Consider the following 18,985-nt stretch of genomic DNA (forward strand, 5'->3'; position numbering starts at 1 on the left):
GAGCCGACTGCTACCATCGAGCCTTTACCTAAGCTTGTAAAGAACTTTCGGCGTGATTGCATGAGCTAAATGAGGTTAGTAAGTAACGGGAACATACAAAAGCCTTTTCGATAGGTCTTAGTCAGGTTTAGGACACTCAGCCCCTTCCTTCACCTTGCGACCTTAACAGGATAAGTCGACGCAATGTAATGGATTAAATTTATTATTGAATAATTCTATTATTGATGCCTTTTGGCTTCGTTCGGTTCCCAGCTATCACTTACCCTTGGCTGTATGTAGAAGCCTACGACTGCAGGGCCAGCACTACGGGACGGCACTGCTGCTGCAAGAAGGCCTTCAGCAGCCGCTCGTACTTTTTCCGGCCGCTGTCCATTTGTCCAGCGGTTAGCTCCACTATCCATACCTGCGGCTCCTGGCCTTTGAGCGGCTTTTTCTGCACGGCGATGAGCACTACGCGCTGGGCCTGTAGTACGTCGGCGTAGAAAGCGCCCTGGCGGTCGTAGCCGTACTGCTCGACGGTGGTCAGGAATTGGGCAAGGTCGCGGCAGCTGGTGGTTTTGAAATCCACCACGGTGCGGCGCTGGCGCTTGGGGCTGTCGATTAGCAGGTCGGGGCGCACTTTGACGAGTAGGCCGGTGGGCTCGTGGGTGGCGGTGTAGGACTGTTCGGCCTGGCCGCGGCTGGTGTAGATGAGGTGGCGCGGGTAACGCCGGCGGCGCACGGCGGTGGCCAGCTGCGCGGCGGCCTGGCGCTGGCGGTGGTCGGCGGGGTCGTGGGCGTTGGTGGGCTCGAACAAATGCGGCTCCAGGGTGGCGCTGTGGAAATAGGAGCCGAAGGCGAAGGCGGCGGTGCAGTCGCGGCGCGGGCGGCCCAACAGCTCATCGGCCAGGGTGCTCAGGTCGGTGTTGCTGATAGCGGCCAGGGCGCGGTGCTCGGCCTGGGTGATGGCGGGGTGGTGCTGAAGGTGCTGGAACATGAGGCGATGATTATGACTCGTGGCTGATGATGATAGCAAGGCGGGATGGGTCGGTGGTGCGGTGTAACCAGATATGGCAGCCACCGCAACCGACGTGGTAATCTGGTTCGGGGAATAGTTCGCGCACCTGCGGGGCGAGGTCGCGCAGGTCGGGCAGCGGGGCGGTGGTGGCCAGCAGCTGGGCCAGCTCGGTGAGGCGGGCGGCCTCGGCCGCGTCGACGGCGGACTGCTCCTGGCGGAGTTCGGGAGTTTCCATCAGGGTGAGGGGTTGAATTGCAGGGTTTGGTGGTTGCAGGGCTGCGGATAGTGGCAGGAGCCGGCGGGGCACTTGTTGAGCCGGGCGCAATGGGGAGCGGCGGCGGCGGCGGTGGCGGCGGTGGCTTCTTCGGCTTCTTCGGCGGCCGTGCGCGGAGCCTTGCGTTTGGCGGGGCGTTTCTTCGGGGTGCTCATGACGTTGGGGCTGGTGGTGGCAGCTGAGGCCCGCGCCGTGGGGCTGGCGCGGGCCTGCGGGGCTACTGGGTTACTGCGGCGGCTTCGGCGGTGGTCGAGGCGGGGAGCTGTTTGGCGGCCCGCTGCTCTGGCAGCTGGTAGCCTTCGGGGGTGCGGTAGCCGGCGGTAATGCGGCGGTCCTCGGTGCCGGTCAGGGTTTCATCGCGGTACAAGTCGAAATCTTCGGCGAACTCCTGGCGGGCCTGCACCTCGGCGGGGTCGGCGGCTACGTAGCTGAAATCGGCAATGAAGTAGGTGGCGGGCTTGCCGTCCTTCTCCGTCTGCTTCTTGATGGGCGTAACCGTGAGCACCACGTCGGTCAGGTTCAGGTCGTCGTAGAACAGGCCCGCGTTCAGCTTTTGCAGGTTCTCGACGCTGTAACCGTGGAACAGCACGGCGCACACGGCCCCGGTTTCGTCCACGAAAAACAGCTCGGCCCACACCTTGCGGCCCATGTTCAGAATGTTGTCGCTGAAAATGCGCAGGGCTACGGGAATGAAGCTGATGGTTTTGCCCAGCACTCTATCGCCGCCCACGTTGAACACGCCCGCTTTGAGGTCGGCGCGGATTTGCTTGGGGTGGCCGGGCAGGTACTTGAAACGGCTTTTTTCGGTTACTTCGCCGGTTTCCTCATCCACACTCACTACTTCCATGTAGGCGCGGCTGGCGGTGATGGTATCTTTTGCGGCTGGCGCGGCGGCGGCTGCGCTGGCGGCGGTTTTGGTGGTGGTTGCCATTGGGGCGGGGGTTGGGGTTGGTTGTGGGGCCACTTGGCGGCGTGGCCCCTGGGCCGTTGTGTTTGGTTATTTGAATTGCTTGTCGTGGCACAGGATGGCGCGGCCCACGATGGAATCCTGGCCCCGCGCTTCGGGCTGGTGGTGGTACCACAGGTAAGTGGCCAGCAGATTGAGGTAGGCCGGGTGGCGGAACTTGCCTTCGTCGTCGATTATCAGAATCAGCTCAGGGCTGAGGCGCACCACGTCGACGGTGCGGCAATCGAGCAGCTGGTACAATTCGGCCAGCTTGAAGCTGCGGCCGTTGGTGGGGCTGACCGGCTGCGGCTGGGCGCTGTGCGGGTCGAGCAAATGAGGCTGGTAAGTAGTAGCGGTACGGGGCATGGGTCAGGGATATTTGAGGGTTGAAAAGCAGGCTATTGGGGAGCGTAGGCCATAGCGCCGGGATAGGCATGGGCGCTGGCGTGGAAAAGCTGCACGGCGGCGGCCAGCGCCTCGTAGCAGCTGCCGCCGGTGCCGTGGTACTGGGCGGGGCAGCCCGCGCCGGCGGGCGTGTAAATGGTGATGGTGTAGCGGGTGCCGTGGGCGAACGTGTAGCCGCGCACGGAGCAGCCGGGCACGGGGAACATGGCGGCGGCGACCTCGGGAAAGCTGGGGGTGATGCGGGCAATCATGGCCGGGGCGGGGTGGTGGTGGCCCGCGCTGCGGTGAGCTGGCGCGGGCCGGGTGGATGGGTTAGATGAAGCCTTGCCAGCGGTCGGGGTCGGTGGCGGGGTGGTCGAGGGGGTTGGTGCTGGGCTCGGCCAGGGTGTGCCACTGGCGGGGCACGTAACCGGCGGGCGGGCCGGTGCGGGCCTGGGTAGCGAGTGCGGCTAGTGTGGCCTCTAGCTTGGCCCAGGCGGCGGCGGTGCGGGCCTGGGCCGCTTGTTGCGCTGTGGTGGTGGCGCTACACATGGGCCGGGGCGGGGCTGCACGGGCAAAAACCCTTGGAACACATGGGGCCGTTGCACCACAAGCAGACGGCGCGGGCTTGCTGCTGGGCCAGCGCCACCTGCTGGTGGTGCGTGGGCCATGGCTGACCTAGTGCGAGGCGAAAGACCGGACCGTGCCCATACTGGCGCTCCCGCTTGATGCAGTAGGAGTGAAACCCCCGAAGGCGGGTAGTGGAACTGCCGAAAATGGCCGCGAAGCGGGCGCGGCGGCCGGCGGCGGCAATGGCGGCGGCGCGGGCCTGGATGGCCTGTGGCGCGGTGGTGGCGGCACTATACATGGTAGGGCGACCAGCAAAGCGAGGAAGGAACACCACCGGCCAGCTGCACAGCGGCGGCATACCAGCCGTCGGGGTACTGGCCGGCGTAGCGGTGGCGGGTGAGTGCGCCGAAGCTGCCAGCGGCCAGAAGCCCACAGTAGCGGCGGTCGATGGTGCGCTGGGCGAAGCGGCCCCAGGTGCGGGCGCGGCGGCTGATGGCGGCGCACTGCGCGAGGGCGGCGGCGGTGCGCAGGCAAGTGGTGTGTAGCATGACCTGTAGGAGCTAGGTGCTGGAAGCGAAGGGCCTTTCCCTTTTGCTATACACAAATATACGCCAAAATATGCTATAAGTTACACTGAAAAAGAAAAAAGATGGGAAAATAAGTGTAGGAAAATAGGAAAGAAAATGGTAACTTGTGATATGGAAAATGTGCAAAAAATGGTAGCAGTAGTGGGTAGCCGAAGCTGCACCAAGTGCCCGGCGCTGACTGAGCGGCTAAATGAGCTGCACGCCGCCGGCGACCTGGGCGGGGTGGTGCACGGCGGGGCCGTGGGCGCTGACTGGCTTGCGGCCTGCTGGGCGCACCGGGCGGGGGTGCCCCACACGGTGCACCGGCCCGACTACCACGCCCACGGAGCCGGCGCGCCGCTGGTACGCAACGCGCTGATAGTGGCCGCTGCCGACCTTGTGCTGGTGGTGTGGGATGGCCAGAGCCGGGGCACCTTGGACGCGGCCCGCCAGGCGGTGCGGCTGGGCAAGCGGGTGGAGTGGCTGGCACACCCCGCCCCGAGTGCGGTGCCGGTGCCCGGCGGGCTGGGCCTGTAGCCCGTGCCCGGCAGGGGGGGGGGCACGCCGACACCTACCGCCGGCCCTGCAGGTGGCAGCTGCCCGGCCCCGACGAAAACAGGCCCGCCACGCGAGGCAAAACCGCCGGACCCGCAACGCCCTGCTGAAGCCCTGAACGTGCGGCGTGCGAGATGCCAGACCACAAAGGCGCGGCCTGCCGGCCCGGCCGACCTGCTGCCCCTAAATGCTGGCCGGGGGCTTGGGGGCGGCACGCCCCCGAATTACCCGCCCGGAGGGCACCTTATGAGGCTCCGCCGCTGTAGCCGCCGCTGCATCTGTTGCCGCTGGGGCCGCGCCGGGCCGATGAAGATGACCGGGCGTTAGCCTAGGCATGAAAGCCGCCGTGCTGCCGGTTGACGAAGCGACAAATTTTCAAAGGTGAAGCAAAGGGATGTCTGGCTGTGCTTTTGGTAGGTGAGTCTTTGGCATCAGCAGCGACTAGGGGATGCCGGGGGCCGACCTTTTTTGGGCTGGCAGCCCGGCATCCCCCTACACGGCAGCAACTGAAAACGGGTGTGGTGGTAGCCGGTGGCCTTTTCTGGCCTCCGGCGCTGGGCAAGTATCGTGGGGCGGTGGGCTGACCTTCGGGAAGCTGGCCGGACCTGGTTGCTGCTGAATCGGGGCGCGGTGCTTTTTGGAGCACGGCGGCCGGTGGCTGGGGGTAGCTTTATGAGGTCGTGGCTGGGGAATCGGGGCGGGTGGGCTGTCCGGCAAGGCAGCTGGCCCGCCTGGTGTCAGCTGTTGCTGGGGTGATACGCAAGGGATGAAAAGGGCGCGACCAACGGGAGCGGTGCGCAGCACGGGAGCGCAGCGGACCCCTGCACAGCCCGACCCCCGGAGCGACCAACGGAAGCGGAGGGGGGTGCGCCCAGAATAATGCAAGATGTCTGAATTTGACAGCGGTCTGACCGGGTTGTAGTGTAGTGGGTTATGTTTGGCGTATTGTTCTACTTCACTACAAAGTTCATCCCATGTTATTCAGCAGCTCAAAGCTTGGTCAGTCGGTTCAGATACTGGCCTCCGGTGCCCTCGGGCAAATTGGCATCAACACGTTCACGCCGCCGACCGCGGGGGAGATTGAAAGCTTCGTGCACATCGTGGTGCAGGTGATTGTGGGCGTGGTGACGATTTATGCCACCGTCCGCAAGATGTTTCAACAGCCCCAGGCGGTGGTGCAGCTGCCGGCTGCGGTGGTTGTTGCGGCTGCTCCTGCCGTGCCGGTGACAGAGCAGCCCGCTGCTACCCCTTCCGACCCCGCCGATGGAATCCGCTAACACCTCGCTGCGTCCCACCGCTGGTGCTGCTGCGGTGCAGGCGCGGGTGGCTCCGAAGCTCACGCCCAAGCAGGCCGCTACACAGTTTGCGCGCCTGGCCGAAGCGCTGCCCTGCCTGCGGGCGGCGTATTTGGAGGCATTGGGGCGGTGGTCGGGTGACCCGGTGCTGCAGCTGCTGGGGCTGCCCATCGTGACCGAGTGCTACCGGAGCCCCGAGCGGCAAAACGAGTTGTACGCGCAGGGCCGCAGCAAGCCGGGGCCGGTGGTGACATACAAGCTGGGCGGGCAATCGAATCACAACATCGGGCCGCCGACGCCGGCCATTGATGTGGCGTTTCTGCTGGCTGATGGGTCGGTGTCGTGGTCGGGGCTGCTGCTGTCGAAGTTTGCCCGGTTGGTGAAGGCGGCCGATGCGCGGGTGCATTGGGGCGGCGACTGGCCAAAGTTCAAGGACCGGCCCCACTTTGAGGTGCCGAGGTAATTCCCGTATCAGCTGGCGGGGTTTTCAGCTTTCACTTTTACCGTTTTCAGTGATGAATATCTGGCGTATTCTGGGCCATGTGGCCGTGATGGTGTTGAGCGAGCTGCTGAACAAAAGAAAGCAGCGAGCGGAATAGACCAACCGAACTGTGCTGATGTGGCAGGGAGGTAGGTTCAGATAAAAAAACAGGCCTTCAACGCAATTTGAAGGCCTGTTTTTTTATACCCTTACCTGTACCTGATTGGCTATCTGGATGGTTTCGTAGATGGCAATACCAGCCAATGAAGTGATAGAGACTGTTAGCGCGTAGGGCACCTGCTCACCAGAAGTATCCCACCCTTTATGGCCTGTCACAGCGAATAAAAGCCGGTCCCGGGAAAGCTCGAAGCCGCTTACAATTGCCCAATCTTTTTGTAGGGTGCTATTGGGGCGGCGCACTTCACGGGCGCTTCTTTGGCTAATAGATGAAGTACCTATCTGCCAGTAAATCCGGTTGGTTCCCGAGCCAGTGTCGGTTGTTTCGTCTTCGAAGTCAGGCCGGAGCGTTACATCTACTTTTTTCAGAAACTCCTCCAGACTTTGACCCAGCTCAGCGGCCTGCCATCGGAGCTGGGTTGATACGTAGTTGCGCAGGCCCTGCCTGGTGCGGCGTGGACGCGCTGCATAGGACAGGGTTACTTCCAGTCGGTAAAGCGTTTCGTCTTCGAGCCCATTTAACTGATTCAGCTTAACCTGGTAGAGGTGAGCACTACTCGCGCTAAGTTGGTCTTCGGTGATGAAAGTAACGCGGGCATCTGAATTCTGAATAGCGCGGTCTTTATCTGGGATGCCGTAGCCCAGGGTGCGCAAATGAAATAGTTTCTCCTGCTGCGTTGCATTCTCAAGGGCTATTGGCCACTGAGCTGACTGGACAATCAGGGCGCGGTACATCAAGGTGCTGGAATCAGGCAGGACTTGCTGTAGAGCAGCAGCTATGTGTGTGACCTTGGGTGCGGCGAAGGAAGTGCCCGGTTCTGTGCGTGCTACAGCTGGATGGCCTCCAAATGTGGACGTGACCAATTCCGGTAACGCGTCGGGCACGTTGAAAACAAAATTGCCAGATGCCGTCTGCACCAAGTCACCACCGTATTCTACTACGTCTGGCTTGATAACTCCCCAAATACCCAGGCCGCTACGCGAAAAAGCGGACGGCTCCTGGTGCTCGCCGAACGATGTATGAGCTAAAGTATTAATGCGCTCATAGCTAACCGAGCCGACAGTAAGTGCCTGCAAGCTTTGGGCAGGATTGCCGATGCGGCAGGCAGATTCGGATAAATAGTCCGGATAGTGCCGGCCTGCGGCCAGATGCTGCTCTACGCTGAGCCGATTGGGGTGGCTACCTGTGGCGCTGATGTTGCCTGCGCTGGTTATGAATAAGACGTCGTGTTCAAAACTGAGCTGGTCGATTTCAGCGGCCCACGAAGACATATGTTTCAGACGACAGGGGCCAGGGGTCTGCACTGACAGATTGAATAGCCGGGTACCCGATGGAGTGAAGTCGTTTACAATGCGGCGCATGATATCGGCAGGTAGCATGGACGATTCCATGCTTTTGCCGGCATTGAGCACACGGGCGTTTTGCAGCCAGGCAACTGCGGTTTCACTACCGGAAGCGGGAATGCTGTCGGGAAACAGAATAGCTCCGGCAACCCGCGTTCCGTGGCCTCCATTAGGCACCATATCGGCGGTGGCAGTGACGCCGGGCAGGTAACAGCGGGCATTGGCTGCATCAATGGCAGGTTGCAATAGCCGATGGCCGGCCTGCATCCCGCTGTCGATGACACACACGCGTGGCGCGTCTGGAGCCGGCGCCAGAACCTCTACGCCCCAATCCTGCAATAACTGCTCGGCCTGCTCATTCGCATCGGTTTCCCAATCCCACTCTTCGATGGAAAACGTGTAGGGAAAAAGCGCAATCTCCTTTACACCACGGCCGGAAATGCACAGCTTGTAATTGACAGTATCGGGCTGAACCAATGGAGTGCCCTGAAATTCGGCTCCGTAGTGGCGAGCTAACCGTTCGAAGCGGCTGATACGGTTGTAGCCCTTCTCAGCCCATTCATCGTTTCGCTTTTCCCACTCGGCTTCTTCCTCGGGTGTGGCATCTGCTGAAAGCGGCGGCGGCTCGGTGGCCTCCACTACAATAGCAACCTCTACCCAGCAGCTGGTTTCCTGGTCGATGGTAAGCCAGCGCTCGAATAAGCTTTCACCAACTACACGGTCGATGCTTTGAGCACGGGGCAGAATATCCCACAAGGCCCCGACTACCCCGATGGATGTACCACTTATCAACGTATTGAGGCGTTGATTAAGCTGCGGGAAATCGGCTGATGTTGCTACCCCGATAATATAGCCGTCGGGCTCAACAGATACTATTTCGATACCCCACCCGCTCAACTTAGCCTCGTCGAATGCTTTGGGGTCAACCTGCAGGAAAAGCGGTACTACCTGTGCGTTGGGGCCTTCATTGTTGAATCCTTCAGCGGCGAGCTGCTGCTGCTGAGCTTCCCAATTGGCCCGTACATTCTGGAGTCGCTGACGCAACGCACTACCATGGCCTCGTGGGTCGGCTTGATTGCGTAGTGTCTGATTAGCGAATTTTTTGCCAAAGCTGCCACTATACTGATAAGTGCCTTCGACTACACGGAGAAAGGATAGGTGTTCAAAAGGCGGCATTTCGGGCTTAGTCGTTTTCGATGGTAGACAGTTCTTGTAAGGCCTGCTCTAAGTGAGCAGTGATAACCTCGGAATCAAGGTTTAGCACACAAAGCTTGGCAGCATCCTGGGCAACCTTGACAACCTGGGCCGCCGACAGACCGACCAACTGCTTAGCGAAATCAGGAAGTTTAACGGAGCGACTTACAAGCATGGCACCAAGGGTGTTTTTGAGGAGCTGGCCGATTTCGGCCTGACCGGGGCGCGGAATGCTAAGCACCTCATCAAAACGCCTGAAAAGGGCCTTGTCTAAGGCATGTTCCAAGTTTGTGGTAGCTACGAGGAGGCCCGGGGCCTGGTAATCTTCGAGCAGCGAGAGCAGAATATTTACCAGACGGAACATCTCGCCCACGTCCTGACCATAGGTGCGGGATTTAGCGATGAAGTCGCATTCGTCAAGCAGTAACACGCAAGGCTGTGACTGGCTAGCATCAAATAGCGCTCGTAGGTTGTTGGCTGATTCACCTAGGAAGGATGACAGGAGCGTGTCGAACTGCACTTTAAAGAAAGGGAGGCCAATGTTCCAGGCTAAGCGTTCGGCCCCCATGCTCTTGCCGCAGCCTGGAGGGCCATAAAGCAGAATCTTGCTGCGTGGCCTCAGGCCATACTCGGCCAGTCGGTCGCGGCTCGCGAATTCGCGCTCGACGCGTGCGAAACGGCCTTCCACGTCTGGCGGCAGAATCATGTGGTGCCGTAGCTCACTTCGGGGCACTTCCTTCAGTAGCGGCTGTTGCTGCCGACGACTCAGTGGCAACTCGGTGAGCTGGGATGGGAATGTAGAAGTACGCTGGCCAGCAGGTTTCGCACGGGCAGTGCTGGCAGGCATCGGCTCAGCCACGCGTAGCATGCCCTCCAACTCCAGCACTAGCAGCGAGTGGCCTTTGCTACGCTCTTCTTCTACAATGCCGCGGGCCACACTCAAAAGGTCTGGGCTGGGACGCTGCTGGATAGAGCGAAAAAGTCGCTTGAGGGTATCGGATTTCATGGACAGGGCGCGGCTAATGTTTATTATTCAACACCTACACGCGCTAAAGCGTCGCAATCTACTGCTAAAAAGGTTGGGTATTTTTTGGCCCAGAGGGCGCTTCGTTACTCTGATTGAAGCTTGCTATCGCCTCCCCGCTACCGGTGAACAACCTGCGCTAAGAAGTTTGGAAATCGTTGTATCTAGTCGGTAATGCCAAGGCAGCATATACTTCAAGTAACCCTTGCTCTAAGTCGTCGGGGACGCTTAGGAAACGAACCGACATTGCGGCTACGCGCCGCTTGCAGGCCAGGAAGACCGGTGAAAATTCGGTGCAATCACTCAGTGCCGCGCGCGTGCGGGTGATGTCGATGTTCTGGTCCGTCGCAGACTCGTAAGCGAGTAGGAAGGCAAAGTTTGCATCATTGTGACCGGAACCATCGCGGCCATGCTCCTGCAGTCGGCTACGGAGCCGGCGGCTACGGCCGACGTACATGGGTAAGCCGTTTTCATAAAAAACGTAGTTTCCGGCGGTTGGAACGTCGGGTTTGACAATGCGTTCGCGACTGAATATTTCGCTGCGCAAATACAAGGGCTGAGCCATAAGCTCGTGGAAGAGCGCGGGTAGGCGAGCTATTCGCTTGTCGAATTCGGGATTGGGCGTCATTAACAATGAAGGGCTGGGGAGAAGCTAGGAAAGGGGCAGCAAGGCTTTGCGGAAGCGTAGCTTCTGGGCTAGCTCGTCGGCGTCTTCGGCGGCGAGGGCTTCCAGAATCTGGTCGTAGTGCTTGATGAACAGCTCGACGAACTCGCGGCCGTTGATGAGATTGATGGGTTGAAAGTGCGGGTTGATGGCACTGGCGCGGGTGGCAGAGCTGTAGTCGGAAAGGGTGATGAAACAGCCCTGATGGCCTTGCTTGAGGGCACCGCGAAAGCTGCGCAGGGCAGTTTCGTTGATTTGAGTGTTGGTGTAGCGCTTGACCTGTACCTGCAGCTTGATTTGGGCGACGCCACCAATGCGGAGCTCGCCTTCGAAGTCGACGCCGCCGTCGGCGACCAGACGGGTGGCCTGGCCTACGAATCCCAGCACGCGAAGCACGTAGCTGACCAATACCTCGAACTCCTGAGCGGAGAGTTCCAGGAGCTTTTGGCGAACGGCTTCGGTGGCCTGCTCGGGGCCGAAGCTGGGGCGAACGTGGGGACGAACCGGGGGCACACCGGTGAGCATAGTAAGCAGCTCCTGCTCCTGAGGGACGTTGAACACGGTGAGGGTGCTACCCAAGGTGTTGCGCAGGCTTTCGGAAAGCTGGTTGCGGTAGATTGGCTGTGGATGCCAGCGAACAGGGCGGCGGTAGCCATAGCGGCATTCGTCGGTTCCGGGGACGACGAAATAGACCGGCTCGGGCAGGACCTGGCCGACGAGGAGGGCGCCTTCAGCATTGCTAAATGGGGTGATGACCCAGTCGTGGGGCTGGATGGTGTTGAGGAAGCGATGAATCTGGCCGATGTTCTGGCCGGAGGTGCCCACGGACTGGCTCAGGAAGTCGTCGCGGTAGCGGGCAGCAATGGCTTCGCGGGTACTGGTGTCGGACATTGGGGCGTCGAACCAACCGATACCGACGTAGCCGCCCCGACGGAAGGCATCGGTAAATTCGCCGCTATCGGCGCGCACGGTAAAAACGGGCATGGGGAAACAGGAAAGAGAGCAGAGAGCGGGGTAAAATCCCGGCCCGGAAGGAGGATTGGGCGGCTAAGGTATCGACGTTATGGCTGGATTCTGCTCTCCTACTGCGTATGGATGGGATGGCTGCTGTGCAGTTTCAATGGCATGGGCGGTGGCAATTGGTGAAAGCGGTGCGGGATGGTGGCTGTCGGACCAGTGGTAAACTGCGGGCTGTGGGTTTCCAAGCACCATGTCGCTTCCTTCCATGCACGGTATGAAAATTCGATAATCGATTACATTCAGAATCCCAACTTCATGGGCAATCCTGACGATATTGCGCACCCAATTTGTACAGTTATTGCACAACTATATAGAGTGCTTGCGAGTCCACACTAGGCTAAGTGCTTTAGGGATAAAACATCAGCATTGTGCTCCGGCAATTTGCACATATCTATCATGGTCAACGAACAACAAATTGAGTACGGCCTTATCGGCGAGCTTACCAGGCTGAAGTATACCCACCGCCCAGACATCCGCGACAATGCTGCCCTGGAGCGCAACTTTCGCGAAAAGTTTCAAGACCTGAACCGCGTGAAGCTGTCCGACGCGGAGTTTAGCCGCCTGCGGGATGAGATTATTAACCCCGACGTATTCCTAGCGTCCAAAACTCTACGCGGGGTCAACACCTTTAGGCGCGAAGACGGCACGCCGTTGAACTACACGCTCGTTAATATCAAGGAGTGGTGCAAGAACGATTTTGAGGTTGTCAACCAACTGCGTATCAACACCGAGAAAAGCTACCACCGCTACGATGTCATCCTGCTTATCAACGGTATTCCGGTGGTGCAGCTGGAGCTGAAGACGCTGGAAGTGTCAGCACGCCGGGCCATGCAGCAGATTGCCGACTACAAGGACGACGCCGGCAATGGTTACACTAATACGCTGCTGTGCTTTATGCAGTTGTTTATCGTCTCTAATAAATCAAAAACGCTATACTTCTCCAATAACCGCACCCAGCATTTTAGCTTCGCGGCCGACGAGCAGTTTCTGCCCGTGTACGAGTACGCTGACATCGACAACCGCAAGCCCAACGGCCTGCACGAGTTTGCCGAGCAGTTCCTGAGCAAGTGTACGCTAGCCGAAACCATTAGCCGTTACATGGTGCTGGTGGAAAGTGAGCAGCGCCTGCTGGTGATGCGCCCCTACCAGATTTACGCCGTGAAGGCCATTGTGGAGTGCATCCGCCAGAACCGGGGCAACGGCTACATATGGCACACTACCGGCAGCGGCAAAACGCTCACATCTTTCAAGGCGTCGACACTGCTCAAGGACAACCCCAACATTGAAAAGTGTCTGTTTGTGGTCGACCGCAAGGACCTGGACCGCCAGACCCGCGAGGAGTTCAACAAGTTTCAGGAGAACTGCGTGGAGGAAAATACCAACACCGAAACGCTGGTGCTTCGCCTGCTCTCCACCGACTACGCCGATAAGGTAATCGTCACTACCATTCAGAAACTGGGGCTGGCCCTCGACGCCAGCCACCGCAAGGAGTACAAGAAGCGGCTGCAGCCACTGCGCGACAAACGAATGGTGTTCATTTTTGATGAGTGCCACCGCTCACAGTTCGGCGACAACCACCAGGCTATTGTAGACTTTTTTCCGAATGCTCAGCTTTTCGGCTTCACCGGTACGCCCATTTTCGAGCAGAACGCCACTGTGAAGCAGATTGACGGCAAGGAAAAGACCCTGCAAACGACAGAAGATATATTTCAGCAGCGCCTGCACGCCTACACCATCACCCACGCCATTGAGGATGATAACGTGCTGCGGTTTCACGTCGACCACTTCAAGCCCGAGGGCAAGGCAACGCCCAAGCCTGGCACGAGTCCCACGCGGGAGAAAGTAGTGGCAGCCATCCTGGCCAAGCACGACGCCGCCACCCACCAGCGCCGCTTCAACGCCCTGCTGGCGACCCAGAGTATTAACGACGCTATTGCCTACTACGACCTGTTTAAGCAGCTGCAGGACCAACTGGCTGCCGCCGACCCGGATTTACGCCGCCTGAACGTGGCCTGCGTGTTTTCGCCGCCCGCCGAGGGCAACAAGGACGTGCAGCAAATCCAGGAGGACCTGCCCACCGAAAAGCAGGATAACCAGCAGGAACCAGAAGTAAAAAAGATGGCCCTCAAAGGCATCATCACCGACTATAACCAGCAATACGGGACCAACCACAGCATTGGTGAGTTCGACCTGTACTACCAGGACGTGCAGCAGCGCATCAAGGACCAGAAGTGGCCCCTCGCCGACTTCAAGCACCCGAAACGCATCGACATAACTATCGTGGTGGACATGCTTCTTACGGGCTTCGACTCCAAGTACCTCAACACGCTGTACGTGGACAAGAACCTCAAGCACCACGGCCTGATTCAGGCGTTTTCGCGCACCAACCGCGTGCTGAACAAGACGAAGCCCGCCGGCAACGTGCTGGATTTTCGGCAGCAGCAGGCCAACCTGAATGAGGCCATTACCTTGTTTTCGGGCCTGAAGCAGGGCGAAGACCCCAAGAAAATCTGGCTGGTGGAGCCCGCCGAGGAAGTGGTCAAGGACTACGAAAAAGCCGTGGGCGAGCTTACCAGTTTCATGCAGCGCCAGGGCCTCACCCCCGAGCCCGGCCAGATAAATAACCTACAGGGCGACGCCGCTCGCGGCGAGTTCGTGGACAAGTTTAAGGAGGTGCAGCGCCTGCGCACCCAGCTCGACCAGTACACCGACCTAGAGGAGCCCGAAAAGACGCAGGTGGAAACCCTGCTGCCCACCGACGACCTGCGTGCTTTCCGGGGGCAGTACCTGGAAACGGCCCGCCGCCTGCGCGAGAAGCAGGGCATCGGCCGCGCCGGCGACAGCAGCGTAAACCAGCTCGATTTCGAGTTCGTGCTCTTCGCCTCGGCCATCATCGACTACGACTACATTGTGGGCCTGATGGCCGCCAGCACCGAGCCGGGCCGCCCGCGCAAGCTGAAGATGACGCGCGAGCAAATCATCGACATGATTCGCTCTGATGCCAAGTTTCAGGACGAGGCTGATGACCTGACCGATTACTATACCCACCTGCCCAAAGACCGCTCCTACAGCCCCGACGAAATTCGGGACGGCTACGACGCCTTTAAGCAAGTGAAAAACGCCACCGAGCTGGCCGAGAAAGCCGCTAGATACGGCCTGTCCGCGGAGACCCTTACCGCCTTCGTGGCCAATACCGTGAGCCGCCTGATACTTGACTCCGACAAACTGCGCGAAGTGATGGCACCGCTAAACCTGGGCTGGAAAGCTCGTGCCAAACAGGAAAATGAGCTAATGGCCGACCTGATTCCACTTCTAAAGAAACTGGCCCACGGCCGCGATATATCCGGCCTGAACGCCTACGAGAACCATGAGTAAAAAAGCACACGAAACGGCTCTGCCCAAGCGGCGGTTTCCGGAGTTTCAGGGTAAGGAGCCGTGGGAAGTCAAACCACTAGGGAGTGTAGCTAAACTGATTAAAGAAAAGGCTGGCTCTAAGCAATACAAGCTAATGAGCATTACCTCTGGCGCAGGTTTGGTGTCTCAGATGGAAAAGTTTGGGAGAGAAATTGCTGGCGCATCCTACAAGAATTACTACGTAATTAGAAAAGGGGACTTTGCCTATAACAAAAGCTCGACGAAGCTTGACCCTGAAGGACAAATAGCACTTCTTGAAAATGAGGAAGCCGGCGCAGTGCCAAATAGCATCTTCACCTGCTTTCGAGTAAATGAGCAAATTGTTTCACCGCAGTTTTTAAAGTATCCATTTGCTAACAACATCCACGGGAAGTGGCTCCGAGACCTCATAATCGTAGGTGCTCGCGTGAATGGTGCGCTATCGATTGATTCAAAGCATTTGCTTGCGCTGCCGCTTGCTCTGCCTTCGCTCCCCGAACAGCAAAAAATAGCCACTGCCCTTTCCTCCCTCGACGCACTCCTTACCGCCCAAACCGACAAGCTAACTGCCCTGCAAGCCCACAAGCGCAGCCTCATGCAGAACCTCTTTCCCGCCGAAGGTGAAACGGTGCCGAAGCGGCGGTTTTCGGAGTTTCAGGATGCGGTGGAATGGAATAATTGCCCATTGAAAGAAGTTTTTACAATCTTTCAGGGCTTTGCCTTTTCGAGCCGTGATAGTGCATTAACGGGTGCTAGATGGCTTAAAATTGCTGATGTTGGCATTCAAAAAATGAATCCAGATGCACCTTCTTTTTTGCCCTCTACTCATAAAGAAAAATACAAAAGGTACTTAGTACGCGAAGGTGATTATGTCATGGCTTTGACGCGCCCATTACTGGGAAATGAATTAAAAATTTCGCCTGTCAATAATTTTTTTGACGGAGCATTATTGAACCAAAGGGTAGGTAAATTAGAAACGGAAAATAATAACACTTTCGTTTATTACCTGCTTCAAACTTCAAGGTTGATAGCAAAAATTAAAAAAAATATTGCTGGCACTGAACCACCCAACTTATCAGCTCAGCATTTAGATGATATCGAAGTATCTATTCCAGAAAGGGCAGAACAACAAAAAATAGCCGACAGCCTTTCCTCCCTCGACAATATCATCACCGCGCAAAGTCGGAAAATCGACGCCCTTAAGCTGCACAAGAAAGGGCTGATGCAGGTGCTTTTTCCTTCTTTAAAAGCTAACGATTAGCTACTGATATATGACCTTACTGGAAATAGCTGAGCAACTGCGTGACGCAAAAGAAAGTGCTATCCTAGTGTATGCCTTCAATGCAACTGGTAAAACACGTTTATCGGTTGCATATAAGGATGCAACGAAAACTGATGACATAAACCATACTGGCGTCTATTACAATGCTTTTAGCGAAGACTTGTTTGTTTGGGATAACGATAACGACAATAGCGAACAGGACATCCGACTCACGATTAAATACTGTAGTCTGAATCAGTTTCATTCGTCGCTAAAGGAACAAGATATTCGACAAAAGCTTGTTCCATACAAACCCAAGTATGAATTTTATTTCAATCCCAACGCAGACCCAGAGCGAGGAATTGATTCAATTACGTTTTATATAGAAGGCGAAGATGCAGAAGATGACAGCAAGACGCCCATTAAAATCTCTCGCGGAGAAGAGCGGATGTTTGTATGGTGCTTCTTTTTGGCGCTGTTCGAGGTTGACGGGTGGGCCGACAAGCAGGCTGCTCATTTTTTTATTGATGACCCTGTGTCAAGCCTAGATGACCACAATATTTTTATCACGGCTGACACAATTTACCAATTAATTCTCCGCAATCTGGATAAACGGAAAATTATTGTTACCTCGCACCATTTTGGCATGATGTCCATTTTGAGTGACTGGCTCAGCAAAGGCGAAGCAGCTAGCCGGTTTAAGAATAGGGACGGCACCAAGAAGTACAAACAATTTCTCTTAGAGCAACGCGCAGAAGGTTTGGTTCTTATTAAACCTGATAAAGGAGTGATGTTGTATCATCTTCGACTTTTGCAATTACTAAACGAAGCTGACACCAAAGATGAAGTATCTACTTACCATTTTGCCTTGTTAAGGCAGGTTTTAGAAAATATCGCCTCATTTCTGGGCGTTGGTCGCTTTAGCTATGTACTAGAGCAAATTGGCATTAGCAAGGGTCAGCGAGTGGAGGACATTGTAAATGCCCTTTCCCACCAGAAAGTATATTATTACCAAACGCCCACTCCCCGACCTGACGAAGTAGTCATTTTCAGAGAAGTCTTAAAAGGACTAAAAGACACGTACCAGTTCGTATTACACACCTAGTAACAAATGAGTACCCAAAACAAACTAGGCGCCACCCTCTGGGCAATTGCCGACGACCTGCGGGGCGCCATGAACGCCGACGACTTCCGCGATTACATGCTGTCGTTCCTATTCCTGCGCTACCTCTCCCAACACTACGAAACCGCCGCCCGCAATGAACTCGGCTCCGACTACCCCGCCGCCCCCACCGAGGATATGCAAAAAGCGGGCGTGTTCACGCCCTTGCAAATCTGGTACGGCCAGAACCCCGACGACGTGCCCGAGTTCGAGAAGCTCATGCGCAAGCGCGTGCACTACGTAATCAAGCCTGACTACCTCTGGGGCCACATCGCCGAGCTGGCCCGCACCACGAGCAAGAAGAATCAGGCGCTGCTGAGCACCCTCGACGATGGCTTCAAATACATTGAAAACGAGTCGTTTGACCGCGCCTTCCAGGGACTGTTTTCCGAAATCAACCTGTATTCCGAGAAGCTGGGCCGCGGCTACGAGGAGCGCAATGCCAAGCTCGCCACCATCATCCAGCGCATTGCTGAAGGCATCAGTGAATTTCCGGACAACATCGACGTGCTGGGCGATGCTTACGAATACCTCATTGGTAAGTTCGCGGCTGGCTCTGGCAAAAAAGCCGGCGAATTCTACACCCCGCAGCTCGTGTCCAACATTCTGTCCGACATCGTGGTGCTCGACAGTCAGAACCCCGCCGCCGGCAAGCGCCAGAAGCTGGAGCGCGTGCTCGATATCACCTGCGGCTCGGGCTCTCTGCTGCTCAACGTGCGCAAGCATATGACCCGGGAAGGCGGCAGCATCGGCAAGATTTACGGCCAGGAGTCGAACATCACCACCTATAACCTGGCGCGCATGAACATGCTGCTTCACGGCGTAAAAGACACCGAGTTCGACATCCACCATGGCGACTCTCTGCTCAACGACTGGGACATGCTGAACGAGCAGAACCCGGCCAAAAAGACCGAGTTCGACGCCATCGTAGCCAACCCGCCCTTCAGCTACCGCTGGGAGCCCACCGATACCCTGGCCCAGGACTTCCGCTTCAAGGGCTACGGCCTCGCCCCCAAGTCGGCCGCCGACTTTGCCTTCCTGCTCCACGCCTTCCACTTTCTGAGCGTCGAGGGCACCATGGCCATTATCCTGCCCCACGGCGTGCTGTTCCGGGGCAGTACCGAAGCCAGCATCCGCCGCAAGCTGCTCCTCGATGGCAACATCGATACCGTTATCGGCCTGCCCGCTAACCTATTCTTCTCCACCGGTATCCCCGTCTGCATCCTAGTGCTAAAGAAGTGCAAGAAGTTCGACGACGTGCTGTTCATCAATGCCGCCGAACACTACGACAAAGGCAGGCGCCAGAACGTCCTGAATGAGGAGCACATCAAAAAAATTGTGGATACCTACAGTAAGCGGCCCGAAAAAGAGGAACGTTACGCCCGCCGCGTGTCGATGGAAGAAATCGAGCAGAACGATTTCAACCTAAACATCTCGCGCTACGTGAGCACGGGCACTGATGCCGTGGAAATTAAGCTGGACGAAGTGCACGAACAGCTAATGAGTGCCAACAAGGCCGTAGCCGACGCTACCGCCGAGCACAATAAATTTCTGCAGGAACTGGGGTTGCCGCTGATTTAGGTACTCGAGCAGCAGTTGCTGCAACCTTGCCGTCGCTGTGCGATTTGCCCACAACTTGATTGCATGAAAAAGGCCTTCCTGTTGCTAGGAAGGCCTT

Annotated in this window: 20 protein-coding genes; 7 read left to right on the plus strand and 13 right to left on the minus strand. The window is 57.5% G+C overall.

Annotated elements, in window-relative coordinates; all coding sequences use genetic code 11:
• Nucleotides 1-283 precede the first annotated feature (283 nt).
• From IEW17_RS03310 to IEW17_RS03350, 9 genes are all read right to left on the minus strand, one after another.
• Nucleotides 284-976, minus strand: coding sequence for a PD-(D/E)XK nuclease-like domain-containing protein (locus IEW17_RS03310; RefSeq protein WP_188560594.1), 693 nt, complete (start codon nt 974-976; stop codon nt 284-286).
• A gap of 10 nt (nt 977-986) precedes the next feature.
• A complete protein-coding gene (locus IEW17_RS03315) occupies nt 987-1,232 on the minus strand; it encodes a hypothetical protein (RefSeq protein WP_188560595.1) in 246 nt (81 codons plus the stop codon).
• Nucleotides 1,232-1,426, minus strand: coding sequence for a hypothetical protein (locus IEW17_RS03320; RefSeq protein WP_188560596.1), 195 nt, complete (start codon nt 1,424-1,426; stop codon nt 1,232-1,234). The genes IEW17_RS03315 and IEW17_RS03320 overlap by 1 nt, the downstream gene beginning before the upstream one ends.
• Before the next feature lie 62 nt (nt 1,427-1,488).
• A complete protein-coding gene (locus IEW17_RS03325) occupies nt 1,489-2,202 on the minus strand; it encodes a hypothetical protein (RefSeq protein WP_188560597.1) in 714 nt (237 codons plus the stop codon).
• Between the two features lie 66 nt (nt 2,203-2,268).
• Nucleotides 2,269-2,583 carry a DUF3846 domain-containing protein gene (locus tag IEW17_RS03330; RefSeq protein ID WP_188560598.1) on the minus strand — a complete coding sequence of 105 codons (315 nt, stop codon included), beginning with the start codon at nt 2,581-2,583 and terminating at the stop codon, nt 2,269-2,271.
• Between the two features lie 32 nt (nt 2,584-2,615).
• Nucleotides 2,616-2,873, minus strand: coding sequence for a hypothetical protein (locus tag IEW17_RS03335; protein WP_188560599.1), 258 nt, complete (start codon nt 2,871-2,873; stop codon nt 2,616-2,618).
• 61 nt (nt 2,874-2,934) lie between these two features.
• Entirely contained in the window at nt 2,935-3,153 is a 219-nt protein-coding gene (locus IEW17_RS03340; RefSeq protein ID WP_188560600.1) for a hypothetical protein, read from the minus strand.
• The gene (locus IEW17_RS03345) at nt 3,146-3,469 is read right to left on the minus strand and encodes a hypothetical protein (RefSeq protein ID WP_188560601.1); all 324 of its coding nucleotides are present in this window, start codon (nt 3,467-3,469) and stop codon (nt 3,146-3,148) included. Before IEW17_RS03345 ends, IEW17_RS03340 begins: the two co-directional genes overlap by 8 nt.
• Nucleotides 3,462-3,719, minus strand: coding sequence for a hypothetical protein (locus IEW17_RS03350; protein WP_188560602.1), 258 nt, complete (start codon nt 3,717-3,719; stop codon nt 3,462-3,464). The genes IEW17_RS03345 and IEW17_RS03350 overlap by 8 nt, the downstream gene beginning before the upstream one ends.
• A gap of 150 nt (nt 3,720-3,869) precedes the next feature.
• Between IEW17_RS03350 and IEW17_RS03355 the strand changes: the two genes are divergently transcribed.
• From IEW17_RS03355 to IEW17_RS03365, 3 genes are all read left to right on the plus strand, one after another.
• Entirely contained in the window at nt 3,870-4,274 is a 405-nt protein-coding gene (locus IEW17_RS03355) for an SLOG family protein (protein WP_188560603.1), read from the plus strand.
• 992 nt (nt 4,275-5,266) lie between these two features.
• The gene (locus IEW17_RS03360; RefSeq protein ID WP_188560604.1) at nt 5,267-5,569 is read left to right on the plus strand and encodes a hypothetical protein; all 303 of its coding nucleotides are present in this window, start codon (nt 5,267-5,269) and stop codon (nt 5,567-5,569) included.
• On the plus strand, nt 5,556-6,050 hold the full coding sequence (locus IEW17_RS03365; RefSeq protein ID WP_188560605.1) for a M15 family metallopeptidase: 495 nt from the start codon (nt 5,556-5,558) through the stop codon (nt 6,048-6,050). The genes IEW17_RS03360 and IEW17_RS03365 overlap by 14 nt, the downstream gene beginning before the upstream one ends.
• 219 nt (nt 6,051-6,269) lie before the next feature.
• Here IEW17_RS03365 and IEW17_RS03370 read toward each other — a convergent pair whose 3' ends face one another.
• The 4 genes from IEW17_RS03370 to IEW17_RS03385 form a co-directional block, all read right to left on the minus strand.
• Nucleotides 6,270-8,765 (minus strand): S8 family peptidase, encoded by a 2,496-nt coding sequence (locus IEW17_RS03370; RefSeq protein ID WP_188560606.1) that lies wholly within the window; start codon nt 8,763-8,765, stop codon nt 6,270-6,272.
• A gap of 7 nt (nt 8,766-8,772) precedes the next feature.
• Nucleotides 8,773-9,789, minus strand: a complete 1,017-nt coding sequence (locus tag IEW17_RS03375; RefSeq protein ID WP_188560607.1) for an AAA family ATPase — start codon at nt 9,787-9,789, stop codon at nt 8,773-8,775.
• A gap of 157 nt (nt 9,790-9,946) precedes the next feature.
• Nucleotides 9,947-10,435 (minus strand): hypothetical protein, encoded by a 489-nt coding sequence (locus IEW17_RS03380; RefSeq protein WP_188560608.1) that lies wholly within the window; start codon nt 10,433-10,435, stop codon nt 9,947-9,949.
• Nucleotides 10,436-10,459: 24 nt separating this feature from the next.
• The gene (locus IEW17_RS03385) at nt 10,460-11,455 is read right to left on the minus strand and encodes a restriction endonuclease (protein WP_188560609.1); all 996 of its coding nucleotides are present in this window, start codon (nt 11,453-11,455) and stop codon (nt 10,460-10,462) included.
• Nucleotides 11,456-11,887: 432 nt separating this feature from the next.
• On the opposite strand from IEW17_RS03385, the gene IEW17_RS03390 reads away from it, so the two are divergent.
• The 4 genes from IEW17_RS03390 to IEW17_RS03405 are packed head-to-tail and all read left to right on the plus strand — an operon-like array spanning nt 11,888 to nt 18,888.
• Nucleotides 11,888-14,866, plus strand: coding sequence for a type I restriction endonuclease subunit R (locus tag IEW17_RS03390; RefSeq protein ID WP_188560610.1), 2,979 nt, complete (start codon nt 11,888-11,890; stop codon nt 14,864-14,866).
• Nucleotides 14,859-16,145 (plus strand): restriction endonuclease subunit S, encoded by a 1,287-nt coding sequence (locus IEW17_RS03395; protein WP_188560611.1) that lies wholly within the window; start codon nt 14,859-14,861, stop codon nt 16,143-16,145. The genes IEW17_RS03390 and IEW17_RS03395 overlap by 8 nt, the downstream gene beginning before the upstream one ends.
• A gap of 10 nt (nt 16,146-16,155) precedes the next feature.
• Nucleotides 16,156-17,250: an AAA family ATPase gene (locus IEW17_RS03400; protein ID WP_188560612.1), complete on the plus strand. Its 1,095-nt coding sequence runs from the start codon at nt 16,156-16,158 to the stop codon at nt 17,248-17,250.
• Between the two features lie 6 nt (nt 17,251-17,256).
• A complete protein-coding gene (locus IEW17_RS03405) occupies nt 17,257-18,888 on the plus strand; it encodes a type I restriction-modification system subunit M (protein WP_188560613.1) in 1,632 nt (543 codons plus the stop codon).
• Nucleotides 18,889-18,985 lie beyond the last annotated feature (97 nt).

It is taken from the genome of Hymenobacter frigidus (assembly GCF_014640435.1).
In the GTDB taxonomy this organism is placed as follows: domain Bacteria; phylum Bacteroidota; class Bacteroidia; order Cytophagales; family Hymenobacteraceae; genus Hymenobacter; species Hymenobacter frigidus.